The sequence below is a fragment of the Rhodocyclus gracilis genome, from assembly GCF_009617575.1.
GTDB lineage: Bacteria > Pseudomonadota > Gammaproteobacteria > Burkholderiales > Rhodocyclaceae > Rhodocyclus > Rhodocyclus gracilis.
In genome coordinates, this window is record NZ_WIXJ01000005.1 from 24,109 (window position 1) to 43,427 (window position 19,319).

Here is a 19,319-nt window from a genome sequence, read left to right on the forward strand (position 1 = left end):
GCGGGGCGCGGCTTTCCGGCGTTCTGGCGTAAACAGGGCATTACAGCGGATAATCGCGCTTTTTCGCCCTTTTCGCGGAGCTTTCCATGACTCGACCCCGCAACGACAATTTCCTGCGCGCATTGCTCAAAGAGCCGACCGACCATACGCCTCTCTGGCTGATGCGTCAGGCTGGCCGTTACCTGCCCGAGTATTGCGAAACCCGCAAGCGCGCCGGCAGCTTCCTCAACCTGTGCAAGAGCCCCAGCCTCGCGTGCGAAGTCACGCTGCAACCGCTCGCGCGCTACGACCTCGACGCGGCGATCCTCTTCTCCGACATCCTCACCGTTCCCGACGCGATGGGCCTCGGCCTCTACTTCGCCGAAGGCGAAGGTCCGAAGTTCGAACGGCCGCTGCGTGAAGAATGGGCGATCCGCGATCTGGCCGTGCCCGATCCCTACACGCACCTCAAGTACGTGATGGACGGCGTTTCGGAAATCCGTCGCGCGCTGAACAACTCGGTGCCGCTGATCGGCTTCTCCGGTAGCCCGTACACGCTGTCGTGCTACATGGTCGAAGGCGGTTCGTCCGACGACTACCGCAACGTCAAGACGATGATCTACGACCGTCCTGACCTGATGCACCACATCCTGTCGGTGACCGCCGATTCGGTGACGGCTTACCTCAACGCGCAGATCGAATCCGGCGCGCAAGCCGTGATGATCTTCGACTCCTGGGGTGGCGGCCTGTCGGCAGCGGCCTACCAGGAATTCTCGCTGCAGTACATGCAGCGCATCGTCGACGGCCTGATCAAGGAAAAGGACGGCCAGCGCATTCCGTCGATCGTGTTCACCAAGGGTGGCGGCCTGTGGCTCGAATCGATCGCCGCCATCGGCTGCGATGCCGTCGGCCTCGACTGGACGATCGACATCGGCGAAGCGCGTCGTCGCGTCGGCGACAAGGTCGCGCTGCAGGGCAACCTCGACCCGAACGTTCTCTTCGCCTCGCCCGACAAGATCGTCGCCGAAGCGAAGAAGGTGCTCGACAGCTACGGCCCCTCGAACACCGGCCACGTCTTCAACCTCGGTCATGGCATCTCGCAGTTCACGCCGCCTGAGCATGTGACAGCGCTGGTCAAGACCGTGCATGAATACAGCCGCCAACTGCGCGCCAGCGCGGCCTGATGCGGGTTTTGCGCGCTTACTTATGCACAGAACTAGTGCGCGCGCAACAAAACTGTTGCAACTGCCTTGAAAATCAGCCGCTTACATTTAAGCGGCTGATTATTAAGGATTAATGCCCTGCTTATTTTTTCGGCGCAGCAAGGAGAAGCCTTGTCATGCCGTATTCCGACGACGTAATTTCCGCTTCATCCACAGAGTTATCCACAGAAATTGTGAACAACTTTGAAACCCTCGTGAACAGAGCGAGTTACACACTGTTTCGAGAAGCGGCGCGAGCTTTCTGTGCTAACTCGGGACTGGCCCGGCGTTCGACGTTTAGCGCTCGCATGTCGTTATGACCATCCTGCGCGTCGCGCTCGACGTACCCCTCAATCGCTATTTCGACTATCTCGTCGCCGATGGCGAGACGGTCAGCGAAAGTGAGGTCGGTCGTCGCGTTCGGGTTCCGTTCGGGCGTCGCTCGCGTATTGGCGTCATTGCTGGCATCAGCGAGTACAGCGAACTGCCGCTGGCGCAGCTTCGCGCTGCCGAGGCCATCCTGCGCGACCTGCCGCCCCTGCCTGCGGACTGGTTCCGCCTGTGCGAGTTCTGCGCGAGCTACTACCAGACTTCCGTCGGCGAGGTAATGCTCTCTACTCTGCCCGCCGGCTTGCGCCGCCTCGACCCAGCCAAGGCGCGCGCGCCCCGCGCGGTCAAGAAACCGCCAGCAGCAGAAACGCCGCCACCGCTTACCGCCGGCCAGGAAGCCGTTCTCGCCGCCATCGTCGATCCTGCCGGTGCGGCAGGCAAGGCGAGCGGTGCGGGCTTCGCCGCGTATCTGCTGCACGGCATTACCGGTAGTGGCAAGACCGAGGTCTATCTTCGCCTGATCGAACGCGCATTGGCCGCTGGGCGTCAGGCGCTGCTGCTGGTGCCGGAAATCAACCTGACGCCGCAACTCGAAGCGCGCGTTGCGCGGCGCTTTCCCGAGGCGGGGCTGGTCAGCTTGCACAGCGAGTTGGGCGAGGCCGCGCGCACGCGCAATTTCCGCGCTGCCCTGGCGGGCGAGGCACGTATCGTTCTCGGCACGCGCCTTGCAGTATTCACGCCCCTGCCGGATCTCGGGCTGATCGTCGTCGACGAAGAGCACGACGCCTCGTTCAAGCAGCAGGATGGGTTGCGCTACTCGGCGCGCGATGTCGCCGTGTTTCGCGCGCGCGAGCGCGGAGTGCCGATTGTGCTGGGTTCGGCGACGCCGTCGCTGGAAAGCTGGGCGAATGCCGTCGAACCGCACGCCGGCGCACGTTACACCTTGCTCACGCTGGCGGAGCGCGCCGTCAGCGGTGCAGCCCTGCCACCCGTACGCTGCATCGATACCCGTCGCGAGAAGCTCAAGGACGGCCTTTCCAGCGCCCTGCTCTCTGCCATTGAAGCGCGTCTTGCGCGCGGCGAGCAGAGCCTCGTCTTCATCAATCGACGCGGCTATGCGCCGGTATTGTGCTGCGCGTCCTGCGGATGGGTGGCGCGCTGCACACGGTGTACGGCCAACCTCGTCCTGCACCAGAGCGACCGCCGCGTGCGCTGCCACCACTGCGGCTTTGAAGGGCATGTGCCGCGCGCCTGCCCGAGTTGCGGCAATCAGGACATCCTGCCTTTCGGACGGGGCACGCAGCGTATCGAGGAGGTGTTGGGCGAGCACTTCCCGGCGGCGCGCATTCTGCGCGTTGACCGCGACTCTGCCCGTAGCCGCAAGCAGTGGGAGGTGCTGGCGGCGCGCATCCATGCGGGCGAGGCGGATATCCTCGTCGGCACGCAGATGCTCGCCAAGGGGCACGATTTTCCCAAGCTGACGCTGGTTGGTGCCATTAGTGCCGACGCCGCGCTGATGGCCGCTGACTGGCGCGCGCCGGAGCGCCTCTTTGCACAGTTGATGCAGGTCGCCGGGCGTGCGGGGCGTGCCGTCCTGCCCGGAGAGGTGCTGATTCAGACTGAACAGCCGCAGCACCCGCTGTACCAGACGCTGGCCCGCCACGATTACCCGGCGTTTGCGGCCATGCAACTCGCCGAGCGCGCGCAGGCGGGCTTTCCTCCCTACGCCTATCAAGCGATGCTGCGTGCCGAAGCGCCCAATATGGACGAAGCGCTCGCCTTCCTCGCCAAAGCACGCGCCTGGCCCGAGGCCGCCGCGCACGCGGCGGTGATGCTCTACGATCCGGTGCCGATGCGGCTGGCGCGGCGGGCAAACTTCGAGCGTGCGCAACTCCTCGTCGAATCGCCGTCGCGGCGCGCCTTGCAGAGCTTCCTTGCGCCTTGGCACGACGCCATTCGGAACGAACGTCCCGGCAAGCGTCTGCGCTGGCACCTCGAAGTCGATCCGATCGAGTTCTAGCCGCCCAGCGCCGTTTCACGTGGAACGGCGCGATGCGTCAGGGAACGCCGCGCAATGGCACCTATTCGCCGGGTGCCCACAGCGCCGCCGCGCCGAGGACGCCAGCCGAATCGCCGAGCGCGTGCCTGATCAGCCGCGTGCGCACCTTGGCCGAGAATACATGCGGGAGCATCGCCGCAAAGGTTCGCTCAGGCAGTGCCGGAATGTTGGAGAGCCCGCCGCCCAGCACGATCACTTGCGGATCGAGGATATTGACCACCGTGGCGAGCGCGCGCCCCAGTCGGTCGATATAGCGCGTCAGCGTTGCCTGCGCGGCCGCCGTCGCGGGTTCGCCCGAACTGGCCAGCGCCTCGGCAACGATCGCCTCGGGGCTGCCATGGCGGCCGGTATGGCGGAAATGGTCGGCGGCGAGCGCCGGGCCGGAGAGCCACGACTCAACGCAGCCCTGTCGTCCGCAGTAGCAGCGCGTGGGCACGAGCGGGCTGGGGTCGGCCAGCGGATTGTGGCCCCACTCGCCGGCGATGCGGTTGGCGCCGTCGAGAACCTGGCCACGGACAACGATACCGCCGCCGACACCGGTGCCGAGAATGACGCCGAAGACACACGCAGCGCCTTGCGCTGCGCCGGAGATCGCCTCGGCGAGGGCAAAGCAGTTCGCGTCATTGGCAAGCCGGATCTCGCGTTGCAGCATCGTCTCAAGGTCAGCACGCAGGGGCTGGCCATTCAGGCAGACGGAATTGGAGTTCTGCAGGAGCCCTTCGTCCGTTTCGGCGCCGGGGGTGGCAACGCCAACGCGTAGGGGGGGACGGCCTGACGGGAGACAAGGGGATTGCTCTGCCTCGACTACGAGCTGGCGGACAAGGTCAAGCGTAGCCCTGTAGTCGCCCTGCGGCGTGGGCAGGCGGCGCCTCAGGACCGGGCGCCCCGCGGCATCCACGGCGGCGACCTCGATCTTGGTGCCGCCCAGATCGATGCCTAGGCGTATCTCCGGGGCGGCACCGCCTGTCACAGGCGATTCCTAGTCGAGCGGCAAAGCCGGCGGAACGCCAGTGGCGTGCGACAACTGCTCGATCGCCGCCGTGTATTTGGCGAGGACGTCCGCTGCGCCATCGATCGTCATGCCCAGATCGCGAACGAGACCATCGTTCAGGCCGAAAATCCAGCCATGCACGAAGACCTCCTGCCCTCTCGCCCAAGCGTCCTGGAGAATCGTCGTCTGGCCGACACTTAACACCTGCTCGATGACGTTCAACTCGCACAGGCGGTCAACGCGAACCTTCTCCGGACAGGCGCGCAGCATCTCACGATGCTTCTGGCGTACGTCCTGAATGTGGCGCAGCCAGTTGTCGACGAGGCCCAAACGCAGGTTGTCATGCACCGCACGCACGCCGCCACAGCCGTAGTGACCGACAATGAGAATGCGCCGCACGCGCAATACATCGACCGCGTATTGCAGAACGGAAAGCAGGTTGAGGTCGCTGTGCACCACGACATTGGCGATATTGCGGTGAACAAACACCTCGCCGGGAAGCATGCCGAGAATCTCGTTGGCCGGCACGCGTGAATCCGAACAGCCGATCCACAAATACTCGGGGCTTTGAATCCCCGAGAGTCGTTCGAAGAACTCCGCGTCGCCGGCGCGCATGCGCTCGGACCATTCACGGTTATTGGCGAAAAGACGTTCCAGATCTGGCATCGCTCGCTTTCGGGGAACCCGGCGAAACGCCGGAATGCCGCCATTTTACTCCTCTGTCCTCGCGCCCGGCAGTCCGGCGCAGTCGCGCTTGGCGGGCGGGCGCGAGGGGGCGACAATGAACGCGAAGAGGGGCACATCAGGAGCGTAGCGGAGACGCAGAAGTAACGCAGAAGCGGTGTCTCTCGCCGCGCGTAAAACGGCCGGTAAAACGGGCGCCGAGGGCGCCAGCGCAGAGGCTTCCTGCCACTCCGCCCCCCGCCCTCGCCCACCTCACGACATACCCACGATTACGGAGAGACCATGCTCGTCAAATTTCACTCGAACGTCGCCGGCGAACTCTTCATGTTCGCGCCGGTGGCGCGTGCGCTGCTGGATATTCTTGGCAAGCGCGCCGACGCGCGTGGCGTCATCACGGCTGAGCAACTGCGGCCGGCAATCGAACGCTTACAACAAGCCGTTGCGGCGGGGGGCGAACGTCCGTTGCCGGCCGGCGACGGCGCCACCCGTACTCCGGACGACGCTCCCGCGCCGAGTGTCAGTCTCGCGCAGCGCGCGTTTCCGCTGATCGACCTCATGCAGCGGACGCTGCGCGAAGACGGCTTTATTCTCTGGCAAGCGCCACAGGATTTCTGAGCCAGTCGATCAACGCGTCGAGCGGCATCGGCTTGGCAAAATAGTAGCCCTGCCCCAGCGTGCAGCCCTGTGCCTTGAGGAACGCCGCCTGCGCTGCCGTTTCGACGCCCTCGGCGACGATATCGATGTCGAGCTTGTGGCCGAGCGCGATGATCATTTCGGCGAACAGTCCGGGGCCGATGGAGGCCGATGCCGGCGCATCAGCAGACTCGGCCGTGCTGCCCTCCCTGACGACTTCCTTGCCGATTTCCTTGACGAAGGCCTGATCGATCTTCAGGCAATCGATGGGCAGTTCGCGCAGGTGGCTGAGGGACGAATAGCCCGTGCCAAAATCGTCGATCGCCAGACGGGCTCCCGCGTCGCGCAGGGCGCGCAGATTGGAGGCGACGATCTTGGGCTCGTCCATCGCCAGACTTTCTGTGATCTCGAGCTCTAGCGCGCCCGGCGGCAGCGCATAGCGCGCGGTCATCTCGCCGATCAGACGCGCGAACTTCGCGGAGCGGAACTGCGGCATGCTGACGTTCACGGCGATGTGCTCAGGCGCGATGCCCGCCTTCCGCAAGCGGCAGAAGGCGGCGCACGCTTCACCTACCACCCACTCGCCGATATCGATGATCAGGCCGGAGTACTCGGCCAGCGGGATGAACACCGACGGCGGCTGCACGAAGCCATTGCCGTCCGCCGCCGGCCAGCGCGCCAGCGCTTCCAGACCGACCACCTTGCCCGTCAGCAGCGAGACTTGCGGCTGATACCAGAGCGTCAGGCGGCGTGCCGCGAAGTCCTCGCGCAACTGGCGGATGATCTCGATGCGCCGGCGCGGGCTGTCTTCCATCTCCGGGATGAAGTACTCGTGGTGCCCGTGCAGACTGCTCTTGGCGCGGTTCAGGGCAATGCTGGCACGCTTCAGTAGCGAAATTCCCGACAGCCCGCCTTCCAGCACGCGCGAAAGTCCAATCGAGACACTGACCGCCAACGAGTGCCCGCTCACTTCGAACGGCGTCGCGAAGAGCTTTTGCAGGAAAACGGGATTGAGACGATCTTCCGGGCCGATCAGGCCAAAGACGTCAGCGCCGATGCGGGCGAGCTTGCAGGTATCGCCGAGTTGCAAACGCAGGCGCTGGGCGATCGCCATCAGCAGCGCATTGCCCGTGTCGTGCCCCAGCCCGTCGTTGATATCGGCGAAGTGTTCAAGGTCGAGGAGAACGACGACGCTATTGGGCTCCTCGGAGGCGGCGAGCGTGTCAAGGTCGAGGATGAAACGCGTCCGGTTGGAGAGCTGCGTCAGACCGTCGACGTGCGTCGCGCTGCAAATCAACTCGACCAGCCGCACCTTGCCGAACGCCGCAGAGACCGTCGTCGCGAAGAGCGTCAGTAATTCGCGCTCAATCGTGTCGGGCGCCGGTTCGCTCGTGAAATAGACGACGCCCGGTTGTTCGCTGTTGTGCAGATAGAGCGCGGTGGCGTGTCCGCTAAAGGCGACGCCGCGTTGCGCACGCGACTGCGCCACCAACTCGCTGGGGGGCATCTCACCGCCGCCCGGCGCCGTCACGCAGGAGCGGTGTGTCTGCTGCGTGTGGGCGGTAAGGGACAGCCCGCAATCGGCAAGCGGCCGCCCCGCCGTTCCCGCCACGGGCGCGAAGAACTCGCACGCGGCGGCACCGTTACTGTCGTCAGCCTTGCTCGTGCCGGATCGCAGCACGCAGAAAAAACCTTCCACCGGTCGCCCCAGCAGTACCCCAATCTCCGCCAACAGGCTCGCACCGAAGGCACGAATACCTTTCTGGCCCATCAGCGACTCCGTGGCACGCCCGATCTCGTTCTGCCCTCTTCGCACTTCGGCCAGTTCTCGCCGCAGTTGGTACGCGCTCAGCGCGGCGGCGACGCTCGGGAGAAAGCACGTGGACAAAGGCTCACCGACAGGCGCGAACGCAAGGCAATCGACGGCGCCGAAGAATTCGTCCACCACCGGCACGGCCTCAGCGGTGGCGTCGGAAGCCGCAGGTTCGGCGCCGTCGCCGTCTGGCGACTCGACGAGGTGCATGATGCCTATTGCCTCCAGCGCGGGCGCTTGCCGCATCTCGCCGACGAGATCCCGCCATGCGGCGTCCGCTGGCGACGACGCCCGGTCTGCTATGGCTTCGCCCAGCAGGACGAGCGCCAGGTCGGCATCGACGCCCAGCGCCGTGCGCGATTGCGCAAAGGTGGAGGAGCGTAGCGCGACGGGACGACCGAAAAACGTGCCCTCGCGCAGCGCGCAGATAGCGGCGATCAAACCACTCGGCGCATTCGCTTCACCGTCACTCGCTAACCGATCGTCGATCACGAGAATTCGCCAGGGCGCAGGCGCGCTCTGTCGAGCCGGGTCCGGGCGGGCGTTGATCGAGGCGAACGGCGCGGTCGTGATGGTCATGCAGGAAGTCCGGCGGGGTGAAGGAAAGCAAGGGGATGGGCCGTCATGGGGGCCGATATGGCCCCGGTGCGACCGCTGCACGCGACGCTAGTCAGCAAGGCGGCGCAGTCGTATCGCCATGGCAGGCAGCCGCCGGAAGCAATCGCCGCCGGCGTGGGGGTCAGCGAGCGCGGCTCAGGGAGTAATCGGCTCAACGTGCAACTCCACGCTGAAACGCTCACGTACGTCGTGAGCAACGGCGCTGGCCAGCGCGCGTACGTCGGCGCTGCGGGCGCCGCCGTGATTGACGAGCACCAGCGCTTGCCCGGCATACATACCGACCGGGCCGAGGGTTCGCCCCTTCCAGCCGGTCTGTTCGATGAGCCAGCCGGCTGCCAATTTCACGCGACCATCGCCTTGCCGATGCTGCGGCATGGCGGGGAATTCGGCGGCCAGACGTGCGGCGTGCCCGGCTTCGACGATCGGGTTGTGGAAGAAACTGCCGGCATTGGGCAGTCGTGCCGGGTCGGGCAGCTTGCGTTGCCGCAAGGCGGCGACCGCTTTGGCGATCTGCCGGGCATCGGCTGTAGCCGGCGACGCCACGCCGTGTTCAGCGAGGGTGTCGGCGATGCCGGCGTAGCCAAGTTGGGCCTGCCAACGCTTCGGCAGGCGAAACACAACTGCGGTTACCAGCACGCGGCCGTCGCGGTGCCAGCCGCGCTGCTTGAATACGCTGTCGCGATACGCGAACTGGCAATCGTCGCGGCTCACCACGTGCGAGGTGCCCTCTGCCAGATCGACGTATTCGACCGAGGCGATGAGTTCGCCGACCTCGCGCCCGTAAGCGCCGATGTTCTGAATCGGCGCCGCGCCGACGCTGCCGGGAATGGCGGTCAGATTTTCCAGGCCGCCCCAGCCTTGCGCCAGCGTCCACTCGACGAACTCCGGCCATGGTTCGCCGCCACTGGCGCGCACGTATACAGCTTCGCCATCCTCGCCGATCAGCGCGCGACCGCGCAGCGCCATGTGCAGCACGAGGCCATCGAAAGCATCGTCAAGAACGACATTGCTGCCGCCGCCGAGAACGAAAAGGCGGCAAGCCGTGCGCCTCGCGTAAGCGCCTACTTCGGCGATATCGTCGATGCTGTCGAGACGGGCGAACAAAGCAGCACGCGCCGGCAGTGCCAGCGAGTTGAGGGCGCCCAGATCGGCGTCGGTACGAAGTCGGGCAGGAAGCATGGCAGAGGACGAATAAGGAGCGGGCATTCTAACCTCTAAAACCGCCCCTTCCGTGTGCGCTACCGCGCACTCCTCAGAGTACCGGCGCCAACCACCGCGAGGCCTCCGCCAGCGAAATGCCGCTGCGCTTTGCCCAATCCTCGAGTTGATCGCGACCGATCTTGCTGATCGCGAAATAGCGCGCCTGCGGGTGGGCGAGGTAGAAGCCCGATACCGACGAGGCTGGCTGCATGGCGAAGTTCTCGGTCAGCGTCATGCCGACCTGCGCCGTCGCCTCGAGCAGGTCAAAGAGCGGCCCCTTGACCGTGTGATCCGGGCAGGCCGGATAGCCGGGCGCCGGCCGAATCCCCTGGTAGCGTTCCTTGATCAGCGCTTCCGTGCTGAGTGCTTCGTCGGGCGCATATCCCCAGTAATGGCGGCGCACCTCGGCGTGCAGCCATTCGGCGGCGGCTTCTGCGAAGCGGTCGGCGAGCGCCTTGAGCATGATGGCGCGGTAGTCGTCGTGCGCCGCCTCGAATTCGGCCAGCTTCGTCTCGATGCCGATGCCCGCCGTGACAGCGAAGGCGCCGACCCAGTCGGGCGTGCCACGCGGCGCGACGAAATCGGCGAGGCAGCCATGCGGCTTGCCATCCGGCCGTTCGTGCTGTTGCCGCAGGTTACGCCAGACGAGGACAGGGGCGCTGCGCGTCTCGTCCGCATAGACTTCGATATCGTCGCCGACCGCGTTCGCTGGATACAGCCCGAACACGGCGCGCGCACGCAGCCAGCGGCCGGCGATCAGCTCCTGCAACATCGCCTGCCCGTCGCGATACACCGAGCGCGCCGACTCGCCGACGATCTCGTCGTCGAGAATGCGCGGGAAAGGCCCGGCGAGATCCCACGCCTGGAAGAACGGACCCCAGTCAAAATACCCGGCGAGCGTCGCCAGATCGATATCGTCGATGACGTGGCGACCGGGGCAACGCGGCGCCACCGGCAGCCAGGCGACGGCGCCCTCCGTTGGCTCCGGCCGATAGGCATTGGCGCGGGCGTCGGCGAGAGGCACCAGCGTCGTGCCGAGCTTCTTGGCGTGCTGGCTGCGCACGCGTTCGTGCTCGGCGACGATTTCGGCGCGATAGGCTTCGCCCTGCTCGTCCGACAGCAGACGCGAAACGACGCCGACCGCACGCGAGGCGTCTGGCACGTAGACCACCGGCTGCTGGTAGTTCGGTGCGATCTTGATGGCGGTGTGCGCGCGACTGGTTGTCGCGCCGCCGATCAGCAAGGGCTGGTCGAAACCCTGACGCTGCATTTCGGCGGCGACCTGACTCATCTCTTCGAGCGAGGGCGTGATCAGCCCGGACAGACCGATGATGTTGGCGCGCGACTCACGCGCGGCGGCGAGAATCTTTTCGCACGGCACCATGACGCCGAGGTCGATCACCTCGTAGCCGTTGCAGCCAAGCACCACCGAGACGATGTTCTTGCCGATGTCGTGAACGTCGCCCTTGACGGTGGCGATGACGATGCGGCCCTTCGCCTGCGAGGCGCCGGTGCGACGCTTCTCTTCCTCGATCCACGGCAAGAGGTGGGCGACGGCCTGTTTCATCACGCGCGCCGACTTGACCACCTGCGGCAGGAACATCTTGCCGGCGCCAAAGAGGTCGCCGACCGCGTTCATGCCCGCCATCAGCGGACCTTCGATCACGGTCAAAGGCGGCAGTCCGGCGGCGGCCGCTTCGGCGCGCGCCTCCTCGGTATCGGTAACGATGTATTCCGTGATGCCCTTGACCAGCGCGTGCGAAAGCCGCTCGGCGACGGGCTTCTCGCGCCATGCGAGGTCCTCGACGCTCGTCTTGGCCGTTCCCTTCACCGTCTGCGCGAAGTCGACGAGCGCTTCGCCGGCCTCCGGCGAGCGGTTGAGGACGACATCCTCGACGCGGCGGCGCAGCTCGGCGGGAATTTCTTCGTAAACGCCCAACTGCGCGGCGTTGACGATGCCCATCGACATGCCGGCGCGAATGGCGTGGTAGAGGAAAACGGTGTGGATCGCCTCGCGCACCGGGTCGTTGCCGCGGAAGCTGAAGCTGACGTTGGAGACGCCGCCGGAAATCTGCGCGCCGGGCAGATGGCTGCGAATCCAGCGCGTCGCTTCAATGAAGTCGACAGCGTAGTTGTCGTGTTCGGGAATGCCCGTGGCGACGGCGAAGATGTTGGGGTCGAAAACGATGTCTTCGGCGGCAAAACCGATGCCGACGAGCAGTTCGTAGGCGCGACGGCAAATCTGCGTCTTGCGCGCGAAGGTATCGGCCTGCCCTTGTTCGTCAAAGGCCATGACGACGGTGGCGGCGCCGTAGCGCCGGATCAGCCGCGCCTGAGCGAGGAACTTCTCCTCGCCTTCCTTGAGCGAGATCGAATTGACGATGCCCTTGCCCTGCAGGCATTTCAGACCGGCTTCGAGCACTTCCCACTTCGATGAGTCGATCATCACCGGCACGCGTGCGATGTCCGGTTCCGAGGCGATCAGGTTGAGGAAGCGGATCATCGACGCCTTCGCGTCGAGCATCGCTTCGTCCATGTTGACGTCGATGATCTGTGCGCCGGCGTCGACCTGATTACGGGCGACGGCGACCGCCTGCTCGAAGTCGCCGTTCAGAATGAGGCGGGCGAAGGCTTTCGAGCCGGTGACGTTGGTGCGCTCGCCGACATTGACGAACAGCGACTCGCTGCCGACGTTCAGCGGTTCCAGCCCCGACAGGCGCAACTGCGGCTGGACGCGCGGCGGGCGGCGCGGCGGCAGGTCGGCGAGGGCTTCGGCGATGGCGCGGATGTGGTCGGGCGAAGTGCCGCAGCAGCCGCCGGCGATGTTGATGATGCCGGCTTCACCCCACTCGCGGATGGCGGCCGCCAGCATGGCGGGCGTCTCGTCGTAGCCGCCGAAGGCGTTCGGCAGGCCGGCATTCGGGTGTGCCGAAACGAAGCAGTCGCAACGGCGCGATAGCTCGTCGACGTATTGTCGCAGTTCGCGCGCGCCGAGCGCGCAGTTAAGACCGAACGAGAGCGGCTTGGCGTGCGCCAGCGAATTCCAGAAGGCTTCGGCGGTCTGCCCCGACAGCGTGCGCCCGGAGGCGTCGGTGATGGTGCCGGAGATCATGATCGGCAGACGTTGGCCGATCTCGTCGAAGAAGGCCTCGACGGCGAACAGCGCCGCTTTCGCGTTGAGCGTGTCGAAGACCGTTTCGATCAGGATGATGTCGGCACCACCCGTAGCGAGCCCGCGGACGGCGACGCCGTAGTTGGCGACGAGTTCATCGAAGCTGACGTTGCGGTAGCCCGGATCGTTCACGTCGGGCGAGATCGACGCCGTGCGTGAGGTCGGGCCGAGCACGCCGGCGACGAAGCGCGGCTTCTCCGGATTCTGTGCCGTGAATTCGTCGCAGACCTCGCGCGCAATGCGCGCACCGGCGACGTTGAGTTCGTAGACCACCTCTTCCAGGTGGTAATCCGCCTGCGACACCACCGTTGCGTTGAAGGTATTGGTCTCGATGATGTCGGCACCGGCCGCCAGATAATCGGCATGGATGCCGCGAATCAGGGCCGGTTGGGTCAGCAGCAGGAGGTCGTTGTCGCCCTTGAGATCGTGCGGGTGGGCGGCGAAGCGTTCGCCCCGGTAGTCCGCTTCCGTCAGTCCGTGCCGCTGGATCATCGTCCCCATGGCGCCGTCGAGGATGAGGATGCGGCGTTCGAGCAGCGCCCTGAGTTCTTCGCTACGGTCGGCTTGCATGAGAGTCCTTGCGGCGTGAAATGAAGAGCGGAAAGAGGATGGTGGCGGAGCCTGAAGACAACGGTGCGTCTACAAGGCGGCGTCCCCGCCACGTTGCGGCTGCCAGCCCGCCTGACAGCGCCCCGGTCGAGGAGCCGCCAGAGCGGTCGTGGCGGCCATGGCGATGCTTCCCTGACGGCAGCGAACAACAGAAAAGCAAAGGTGGCAGCGCGTGCGACCGGCTGCCACCGTGGTGCGGATCAGACGCTTTAAGCGTCGAGTGCGGCGTTGGTGTAGACCGCCTGGACGTCGTCGAGGCTTTCCAGAACGTCGAGCAGGCGCTGCATGCGTGCGGCGTCGTCGCCTGCCAGATCGATTTCCGCTTCCGGGCGCATCGTCACGTCGCCGAATTCGGCAGTGAATTGCGCGGCGGCGAGCGCGTCCTTCACGGTCAGGAAGTCGTTCGGCGGCGTCAGCACTTCGATCGAGCCATCGTCGTGCGTCATCACGTCGTCGGCGCCAGCTTCGATGGCGGCATCCATGAGCGCCGCTTCGTCGGTGCCCGGCGCGAAGAGCAATTGCCCGCAATGCTTGAACTGGAAGGCGACACAGCCGTCGGTGCCCATGTTGCCGCCGTACTTGGTGAACGCGTGGCGGACTTCGGCGACGGTACGCGTCTTGTTGTCGGTGAGGCAGTCGACCATGATCGCCGCGCCGGCGATGCCGTAGCCTTCGTAGCGGATTTCCACGTAATCGACGCCTTCGAGTTCGCCCGTGCCCTTCTTGATCGCGTTGTCGATCTTGTCCTTGGGCATATTGACACCCTTGGCTTTGTCGACGGCCATGCGCAGGCGCGGGTTGAAGGTCGGATCGCCGCCACCCATGCGGGCAGCGACGGTGATTTCCTTGGCGACGCGCGAAAAGGCGGCGCCGCGCTTTTCATCCTGGCGCCCTTTGCGGTGCTGGATATTTGCCCATTTGCTGTGTCCTGCCATCGTCGCTCTCCGAACTCTCCGAAACGCCGACCGCCCCCGGTCGCGCAGACGACGCTACCGGCGCCGAGAGCGCGGTGCGTCAAACAGGCGCGCATTATACCGATTCGCCAGAAACGCCGGGCTGGCGCAAACGGGGCGTCGATGTTGTATCTGCGCGTAAGGACACGAAAAACAGTCACGCGTCGCTGCTAGAATCACGAACGACAATTGTTTCATGGCCGATGCTTTTCAGATGACGTCTCCCCTCGATATCGCCCGTGCCGGCGACGTGACGCTGGCCTTGCTGCCGGCGTTGGCTAATCGCCATGGTTTGATCGCCGGCGCCACGGGCACCGGTAAAACCATCACCTTGCAGGTTCTCGCCGAGCGCTTCTCGGCCATCGGCGTGCCCGTCTTTCTGGCTGACGTCAAAGGCGATCTTTCCGGCCTGGCGGCGCCAGCGGCGATCAGCCCCGCGCTGGCTGCGCGGGTGCAGGCGCTGGGTGTGGAGAATTTCACGCCGGCAGCGTGCCCGACCGTCTTCTGGGATGTATTTGGCGAGCGCGGGCACCCGGTGCGGGCCACCGTCTCCGATCTGGGGCCGCTGCTGCTCGCCCGCCTGCTCAATCTCAACGAAACGCAGGCAGGCGTCTTGCAGCTCGTCTTCAAGATTGCCGACGACGCCGGCTTGTTGCTTCTGGACCTGAAGGATCTGCGGGCGATGGTGCAGTACGTCGGCGAGAACGCCCGCCGTTTCACCACCGACTACGGCAACATCTCGGCAGCGTCGATCGGTGCCATCCAGCGCGGTTTGCTGGGCCTTGGCGAGCAAGGCGGCGAGCATTTCTTCGGCGAGCCGATGCTCGACATCGCCGACCTCATGCAGACGAACGACGGACGGGGCGTCGTCAATATCCTCGCGGCCGAAAAGCTGATGGGCGCGCCACGGCTTTACGCGACCTTCCTCCTCTGGCTGTTGGCCGAACTCTTCGAGCGCTTGCCGGAAGTAGGCGATCTCGAGCGGCCGAAGCTCGTCTTTTTCTTTGACGAAGCGCACCTGCTCTTCAACGATGCGCCACCGGCCCTGCTCGAAAAAGTCGAGCAGGTGGTGCGCCTCATTCGCTCCAAAGGCGTTGGCGTCTACTTCGTCACGCAGAACCCGCTCGATATTCCCGATACCGTCCTCGGCCAGCTGGGCAATCGTGTGCAGCATGCGCTACGGGCGTTTACACCTCGCGACCAGAAGGCCGTCCGGGCGGCGGCGCAGACCTTGCGCGCCAACCCCGCGTTTGACGCCGAGACGGTCATCACCGAACTGGGCGTCGGCGAGGCCTTGGTGTCCTTGCTCGACGGTCAGGGCCGCCCGGCGGTGGTCGAGCGTGCACTGGTCCTGCCCCCTGCCTCGCGCATCGGGCCGCTCAGCGCTGACGAGCGTCAGGCACTGATTCGCGGATCGGATCTCTACGGTCATTACGAGGCGCTGATTGATCGTGCGTCGGCCTACGAAGCCCTGAAAGGGGCTCCCGCCGCTGCGGATGCGCCCTCGCACGGGGCATCGGCTTCCGCCGCGTCGGCCGAGCGGATGAGCACCCAAACGGGCCAGGGTACGGCAGACAGGGCAACGGCGCAGGGTGCCGCGTCGTCCGGCAGCTGGCTTGATAGTCTCGGCGAGATTTTTGCTTCCGGCGAAGACGCGTCGGTCGGGCGTGGCGGTGCTCGTGCGCGCGGCCGGAACGCCGATTCGGTGCTGGAAGCGGCGGCAAAAAGTGCGGCACGGGCGGTAGGTTCGCAGATCGGGCGGGAAATTGTTCGCGGTGTACTCGGTTCCATCCTCGGCGGACGGCGCTAGGCGCGGCCGCGAGAGGCATCGCCAGACGCCAGGACGTACGAAAGGGAGAGCATGAAAAACAAGCTGATCGTTCCGACCAGCAAAGAGCGCGTCATGCGTGAGGATGATTTCATCGTCAGCAAGACCGACCTGACTGGCCGCATCACCTACGGCAACCGCGTCTTCATCGAATACTCCGGCTATACCGAAGCGCAGTTGCTCGGGCAGCAGCACAACATCATCCGTCACCCGGATATGCCGCGCTCGGTGTTCAAGCTGCTCTGGGACAACATCGCCAAGAAGCAGGAAGTCTTCGCCTACGTGAAGAACATGGCGAAGGACGGCAGCTTCTACTGGGTCTTCGCCAACATCACCGCCTCGCTCGACGCGCGCGGCAACATCCTCGGCTACTACTCGGTGCGGCGAAAGCCGCGCGAGTCGGCGATCGCCATCGTGACGCCGCTCTATCAGGCCATGCTGGCCGCCGAGCAACGCGCGGGCGCCAAGGATGCAATCGCTGCGGGTACGCAGGTGCTCGTCGATGTCCTCACCGAAAAAGGTCTGAGCTATGAAGAACTCGTTCTCGCCATTTAAGCGGCTATCGGCAGGGGCGGCCCTGTTGCTGCCGTTTTATGGTGTCGTCGCGCTCCTGCTGGCGGCGGGCGCGCTCGATTTCTGGCGGCGCGGCTTCGATCCGCTGCTGCTCGCGCTCGTCCTTCTCGCCTTGCCCCTGATCGTCTTCCTGCATTGGGGAATGGCGCGGCAGAAAGCCTTTGTGAAACAGATCGAGCGCGCGGTGCAGTCGGCGGCGGACGGCAATTTCGACCCGCGCATCATCAATATCCACAGCAACGACGACCTCGGCAATCTCGCCTGGCACGTCAATAGCCTCCTCGACCAGTGCGAGGCCTATTTCCGCGAGATCGCCACCTCGGCCCGTTGCGCCAGCGAGCGCAAGTTCTACCGCAAGCCGATTTCCTGCGGGCTGCACGGCATCCTCGCGCAATCGATGGATAGCGTGCGCGAATCTTTCGACGCCATCGAAGCGAACGGCCAGTTCCAGATGCGCAACGAGCTGCTCTCCACCCTCAGCCAGCTCAACTCGACGCGCAATCTCGACAACCTCGTCAGCAGCCAGAAAGACCTGCGCCACACCAGCCAGCGCATGGGCGAAGTCACCGAGATTTCGCGCACCGCCAACGCCGACGCCAACGCCAGCCGCGAATCCGTCGCCGAGATCACGACGGCGCTGTCGCGCAGCAACGAGCTCATCGCCGCCAATTCCGGCACCATCGAGCGCCTGGCCGACAGCGGCAAGGACGTCTCGCAGGCCTTGCAGGTCATTACCGAAATCGCCGATCAGACCAACCTGCTCGCCCTCAACGCTGCCATCGAAGCGGCGCGCGCCGGGGAGGCGGGGCGCGGCTTTGCCGTCGTGGCCGACGAAGTGCGCAAGCTCGCGGAGAAGACCAAGGACGCGACGACGCGCATCCGCGACGTGATCCAGAGCTTCCAGACCGAGCTCACCGCCATGCAGGGCAATTCGAGCGAACTGATGGTGGCGGCGACGCAGGTGAAAGCCACCGTCGACATCTTCGAAGCCCGTTTCAGCAGCCTCGCCGAGACGGCCAAACATACCGTGCTGGCGGCAGAGCTGGCGCAGGATATCTCCTTCGCCGCGCTGGCCAAGACCGACGTGATGATCCTCAAGCAGAAGGCCTACATCGCCGTCACCATGGGCCCCGAGTCGGACGTGGCGGCGAACTTCAGTTTCAGCATCGACAAGTGCCGCCTCGGGCGCTGGATGCGCGAAGGGCGTGGCCGGCAGGCGTTCGCGCATCTGCCGAGTTTCATCGCCCTCGACATGCCGCACCGCCAGCTGCACCAGCTCATCGACGAAGCGCTCGCCCTGGCGAAGGAAAACTGGGCCAACGACGCGCAGCTGCAAAAAACGCTCATTGGCCGTTATCAATCGACCGAAGACGCCGCCGATCAGGTGTTGCTGCTGCTGACGCAGCTGATCGAAGAGAAAAACACCGAAATCAAGGCTTTCTCCAGCTGATCCCGCAGCTCGTTCGCTTCCCCGTTTTGTAAAAGCCTCTCCGTTCGCGGAGAGGCTTTTTTCAGCTCTCGTCGCGCGGCGCGTGCAGTAGCGAATCGACCAGCGCCGCCGGGAAGCCTGACAGGGCCGAACGCTTGCGCACGCAGACTTGCAGATCGCGCTGCGCCCAGGGCTCATCGAGCGCGACGATGGCCGGCGGCTCGCGCAGCCCGTTGCTTGGGACCGCGCTCTGCGGCACGAGCCCGACACCGACACCAGCGCCGACCATGCGGCAGACCGCCTCGAAGCTACGGACCTGGATGCGCACGTCGAGATGCCGCCCGAGCGCAGCGGCGGCATTGGTGGTGAAGGTGTGGATGGCGGAGCCGGCGTGCAGCATCACGAAGGGGAAATCGAGCACGTCGGCAAAGCGCGTGACGGTGCGCGTCGAGAGGGGATGGGCGGCCGGCGTGACGAGCACCAGCCGGTCGGCGCGATAGGGAATCAGCTCGACGTCGGCGCCCTCGATGCGCTCGGCAACGACACCGAGATCAATCTCGCCGCGCGCCACGGCAAGGACGATCTCCGGACTGGTGTGCTCTTCGAGCGCGACGCTCACCTGCGGATGCTGCCGCAGGAATCCGGCGAGGTCGTCGGGCAGGAAAGTATGCGTCGCGTGCGTGTTCGCCCACAGCGCGACGTGTCCGCGCACCCCTTCGGCGTAGGGGGCGAGATCGGCGTGCATCTGTTCGATCTGGGCGAACACCTGGCGGGCGTGGCGCAGCAGCGCCTCGCCGGCGCGGGTGAGGATAACGCCGCGTGCGCGCCGTTCGAAGAGCGGCGCACCGAGCGCCTCCTCGAGCAGATGCAGCCGGTGGCTGGCCGAGGAGGTTGCCAGCTGCACGCGGGCGGCGCCGCGCGTCAGGTTCTTCTCTTCGGCAATGGCGACAAAAAGTCGCAGATCAACAAGGTCGTAGCGCATGGTGGTCCTGTGCGTGGCGGCGAAGCGTGGCGCTTTCGTGTGCGGCGAAGACTCGTCGGCAAGTGTAGCAAGTGCGTTCGCCATGCGGCCGCGCGCGTGGCCGCCGACGGAACAGGCCGGTAACGGTCGTCCTTAGGCCTGGCAGCCTTTCTCGCTATGCCGAAAAACTTTTTCATATCAGCGTCATGCCGGTGCAACGCGCCCCGGCGCGGGCTGTCGAAGTGGCACCACGAAGCCCGTCGTCGGTCGAGGCGACGCCCACTC

At 65.4% G+C, this 19,319-nt stretch carries 13 protein-coding genes; 6 read left to right on the forward strand and 7 right to left on the reverse strand.

All coding sequences use genetic code 11. The annotated features are described in order from the left end of the window. The first annotated feature begins 86 nt into the window (after positions 1 to 86). Together hemE and GHK24_RS08410 are read left to right on the forward strand one after the other, a co-directional pair. The gene (hemE, locus tag GHK24_RS08405; RefSeq protein WP_153472015.1) at positions 87 to 1,163 is read left to right on the forward strand and encodes a uroporphyrinogen decarboxylase; all 1,077 of its coding nucleotides are present in this window, start codon (positions 87 to 89) and stop codon (positions 1,161 to 1,163) included. A gap of 334 nt (positions 1,164 to 1,497) precedes the next feature. After that, positions 1,498 to 3,531 (forward strand): primosomal protein N', encoded by a 2,034-nt coding sequence (locus GHK24_RS08410; protein ID WP_153472018.1) that lies wholly within the window; start codon positions 1,498 to 1,500, stop codon positions 3,529 to 3,531. 61 nt (positions 3,532 to 3,592) lie between these two features. Here the strand turns inward: GHK24_RS08410 and GHK24_RS08415 are convergent, their stop codons facing one another. Beyond that, positions 3,593 to 4,540 (reverse strand): ROK family protein, encoded by a 948-nt coding sequence (locus GHK24_RS08415; protein ID WP_340666145.1) that lies wholly within the window; start codon positions 4,538 to 4,540, stop codon positions 3,593 to 3,595. Positions 4,541 to 4,549: 9 nt separating this feature from the next. After that, entirely contained in the window at positions 4,550 to 5,227 is a 678-nt protein-coding gene (gene can, locus GHK24_RS08420; RefSeq protein WP_153472021.1) for a carbonate dehydratase, read from the reverse strand. A gap of 300 nt (positions 5,228 to 5,527) precedes the next feature. Here can and GHK24_RS08425 point away from each other — a divergent pair, with 300 nt between their 5' ends. Next, positions 5,528 to 5,860: a DUF1840 domain-containing protein gene (locus GHK24_RS08425; RefSeq protein WP_153472024.1), complete on the forward strand. Its 333-nt coding sequence runs from the start codon at positions 5,528 to 5,530 to the stop codon at positions 5,858 to 5,860. Here the strand turns inward: GHK24_RS08425 and GHK24_RS08430 are convergent. The 4 genes from GHK24_RS08430 to GHK24_RS08445 all read right to left on the reverse strand — a co-directional run bounded on the left by GHK24_RS08430 (position 5,829) and on the right by GHK24_RS08445 (position 14,225). Then, positions 5,829 to 8,270, reverse strand: coding sequence for a bifunctional diguanylate cyclase/phosphodiesterase (locus tag GHK24_RS08430; protein ID WP_153472027.1), 2,442 nt, complete (start codon positions 8,268 to 8,270; stop codon positions 5,829 to 5,831). The genes GHK24_RS08425 and GHK24_RS08430 overlap by 32 nt on opposite strands. A gap of 174 nt (positions 8,271 to 8,444) precedes the next feature. Beyond that, positions 8,445 to 9,515: a UDP-N-acetylmuramate dehydrogenase gene (gene murB, locus GHK24_RS08435; RefSeq protein ID WP_228384620.1), complete on the reverse strand. Its 1,071-nt coding sequence runs from the start codon at positions 9,513 to 9,515 to the stop codon at positions 8,445 to 8,447. A 46-nt stretch (positions 9,516 to 9,561) separates the two neighbouring features. Continuing rightward, the gene (gene metH / locus GHK24_RS08440) at positions 9,562 to 13,251 is read right to left on the reverse strand and encodes a methionine synthase (RefSeq protein ID WP_153472030.1); all 3,690 of its coding nucleotides are present in this window, start codon (positions 13,249 to 13,251) and stop codon (positions 9,562 to 9,564) included. Positions 13,252 to 13,499: 248 nt separating this feature from the next. After that, complete coding sequence (locus GHK24_RS08445) at positions 13,500 to 14,225, reverse strand: YebC/PmpR family DNA-binding transcriptional regulator (RefSeq protein WP_153472033.1); 726 nt, start codon at positions 14,223 to 14,225, stop codon at positions 13,500 to 13,502. A 232-nt stretch (positions 14,226 to 14,457) separates the two neighbouring features. On the opposite strand from GHK24_RS08445, the gene GHK24_RS08450 reads away from it, so the two are divergent. From GHK24_RS08450 to GHK24_RS13805, 3 genes are read left to right on the forward strand one after another with little or no spacing between them, the layout of a single operon-like run. Continuing rightward, the gene (locus GHK24_RS08450; RefSeq protein WP_153472428.1) at positions 14,458 to 16,053 is read left to right on the forward strand and encodes a helicase HerA-like domain-containing protein; all 1,596 of its coding nucleotides are present in this window, start codon (positions 14,458 to 14,460) and stop codon (positions 16,051 to 16,053) included. Positions 16,054 to 16,104: 51 nt separating this feature from the next. Next, positions 16,105 to 16,626 carry a PAS domain-containing protein gene (locus GHK24_RS08455; RefSeq protein ID WP_153472036.1) on the forward strand — a complete coding sequence of 174 codons (522 nt, stop codon included), beginning with the start codon at positions 16,105 to 16,107 and terminating at the stop codon, positions 16,624 to 16,626. Beyond that, positions 16,601 to 18,094, forward strand: coding sequence for a methyl-accepting chemotaxis protein (locus GHK24_RS13805; protein WP_153472039.1), 1,494 nt, complete (start codon positions 16,601 to 16,603; stop codon positions 18,092 to 18,094). The genes GHK24_RS08455 and GHK24_RS13805 overlap by 26 nt, the downstream gene beginning before the upstream one ends. Before the next feature lie 61 nt (positions 18,095 to 18,155). Here GHK24_RS13805 and GHK24_RS08465 read toward each other — a convergent pair whose 3' ends face one another. Beyond that, a complete protein-coding gene (locus tag GHK24_RS08465) occupies positions 18,156 to 19,139 on the reverse strand; it encodes a LysR family transcriptional regulator (protein WP_228384621.1) in 984 nt (327 codons plus the stop codon). Positions 19,140 to 19,319: the final 180 nt, after the last annotated feature.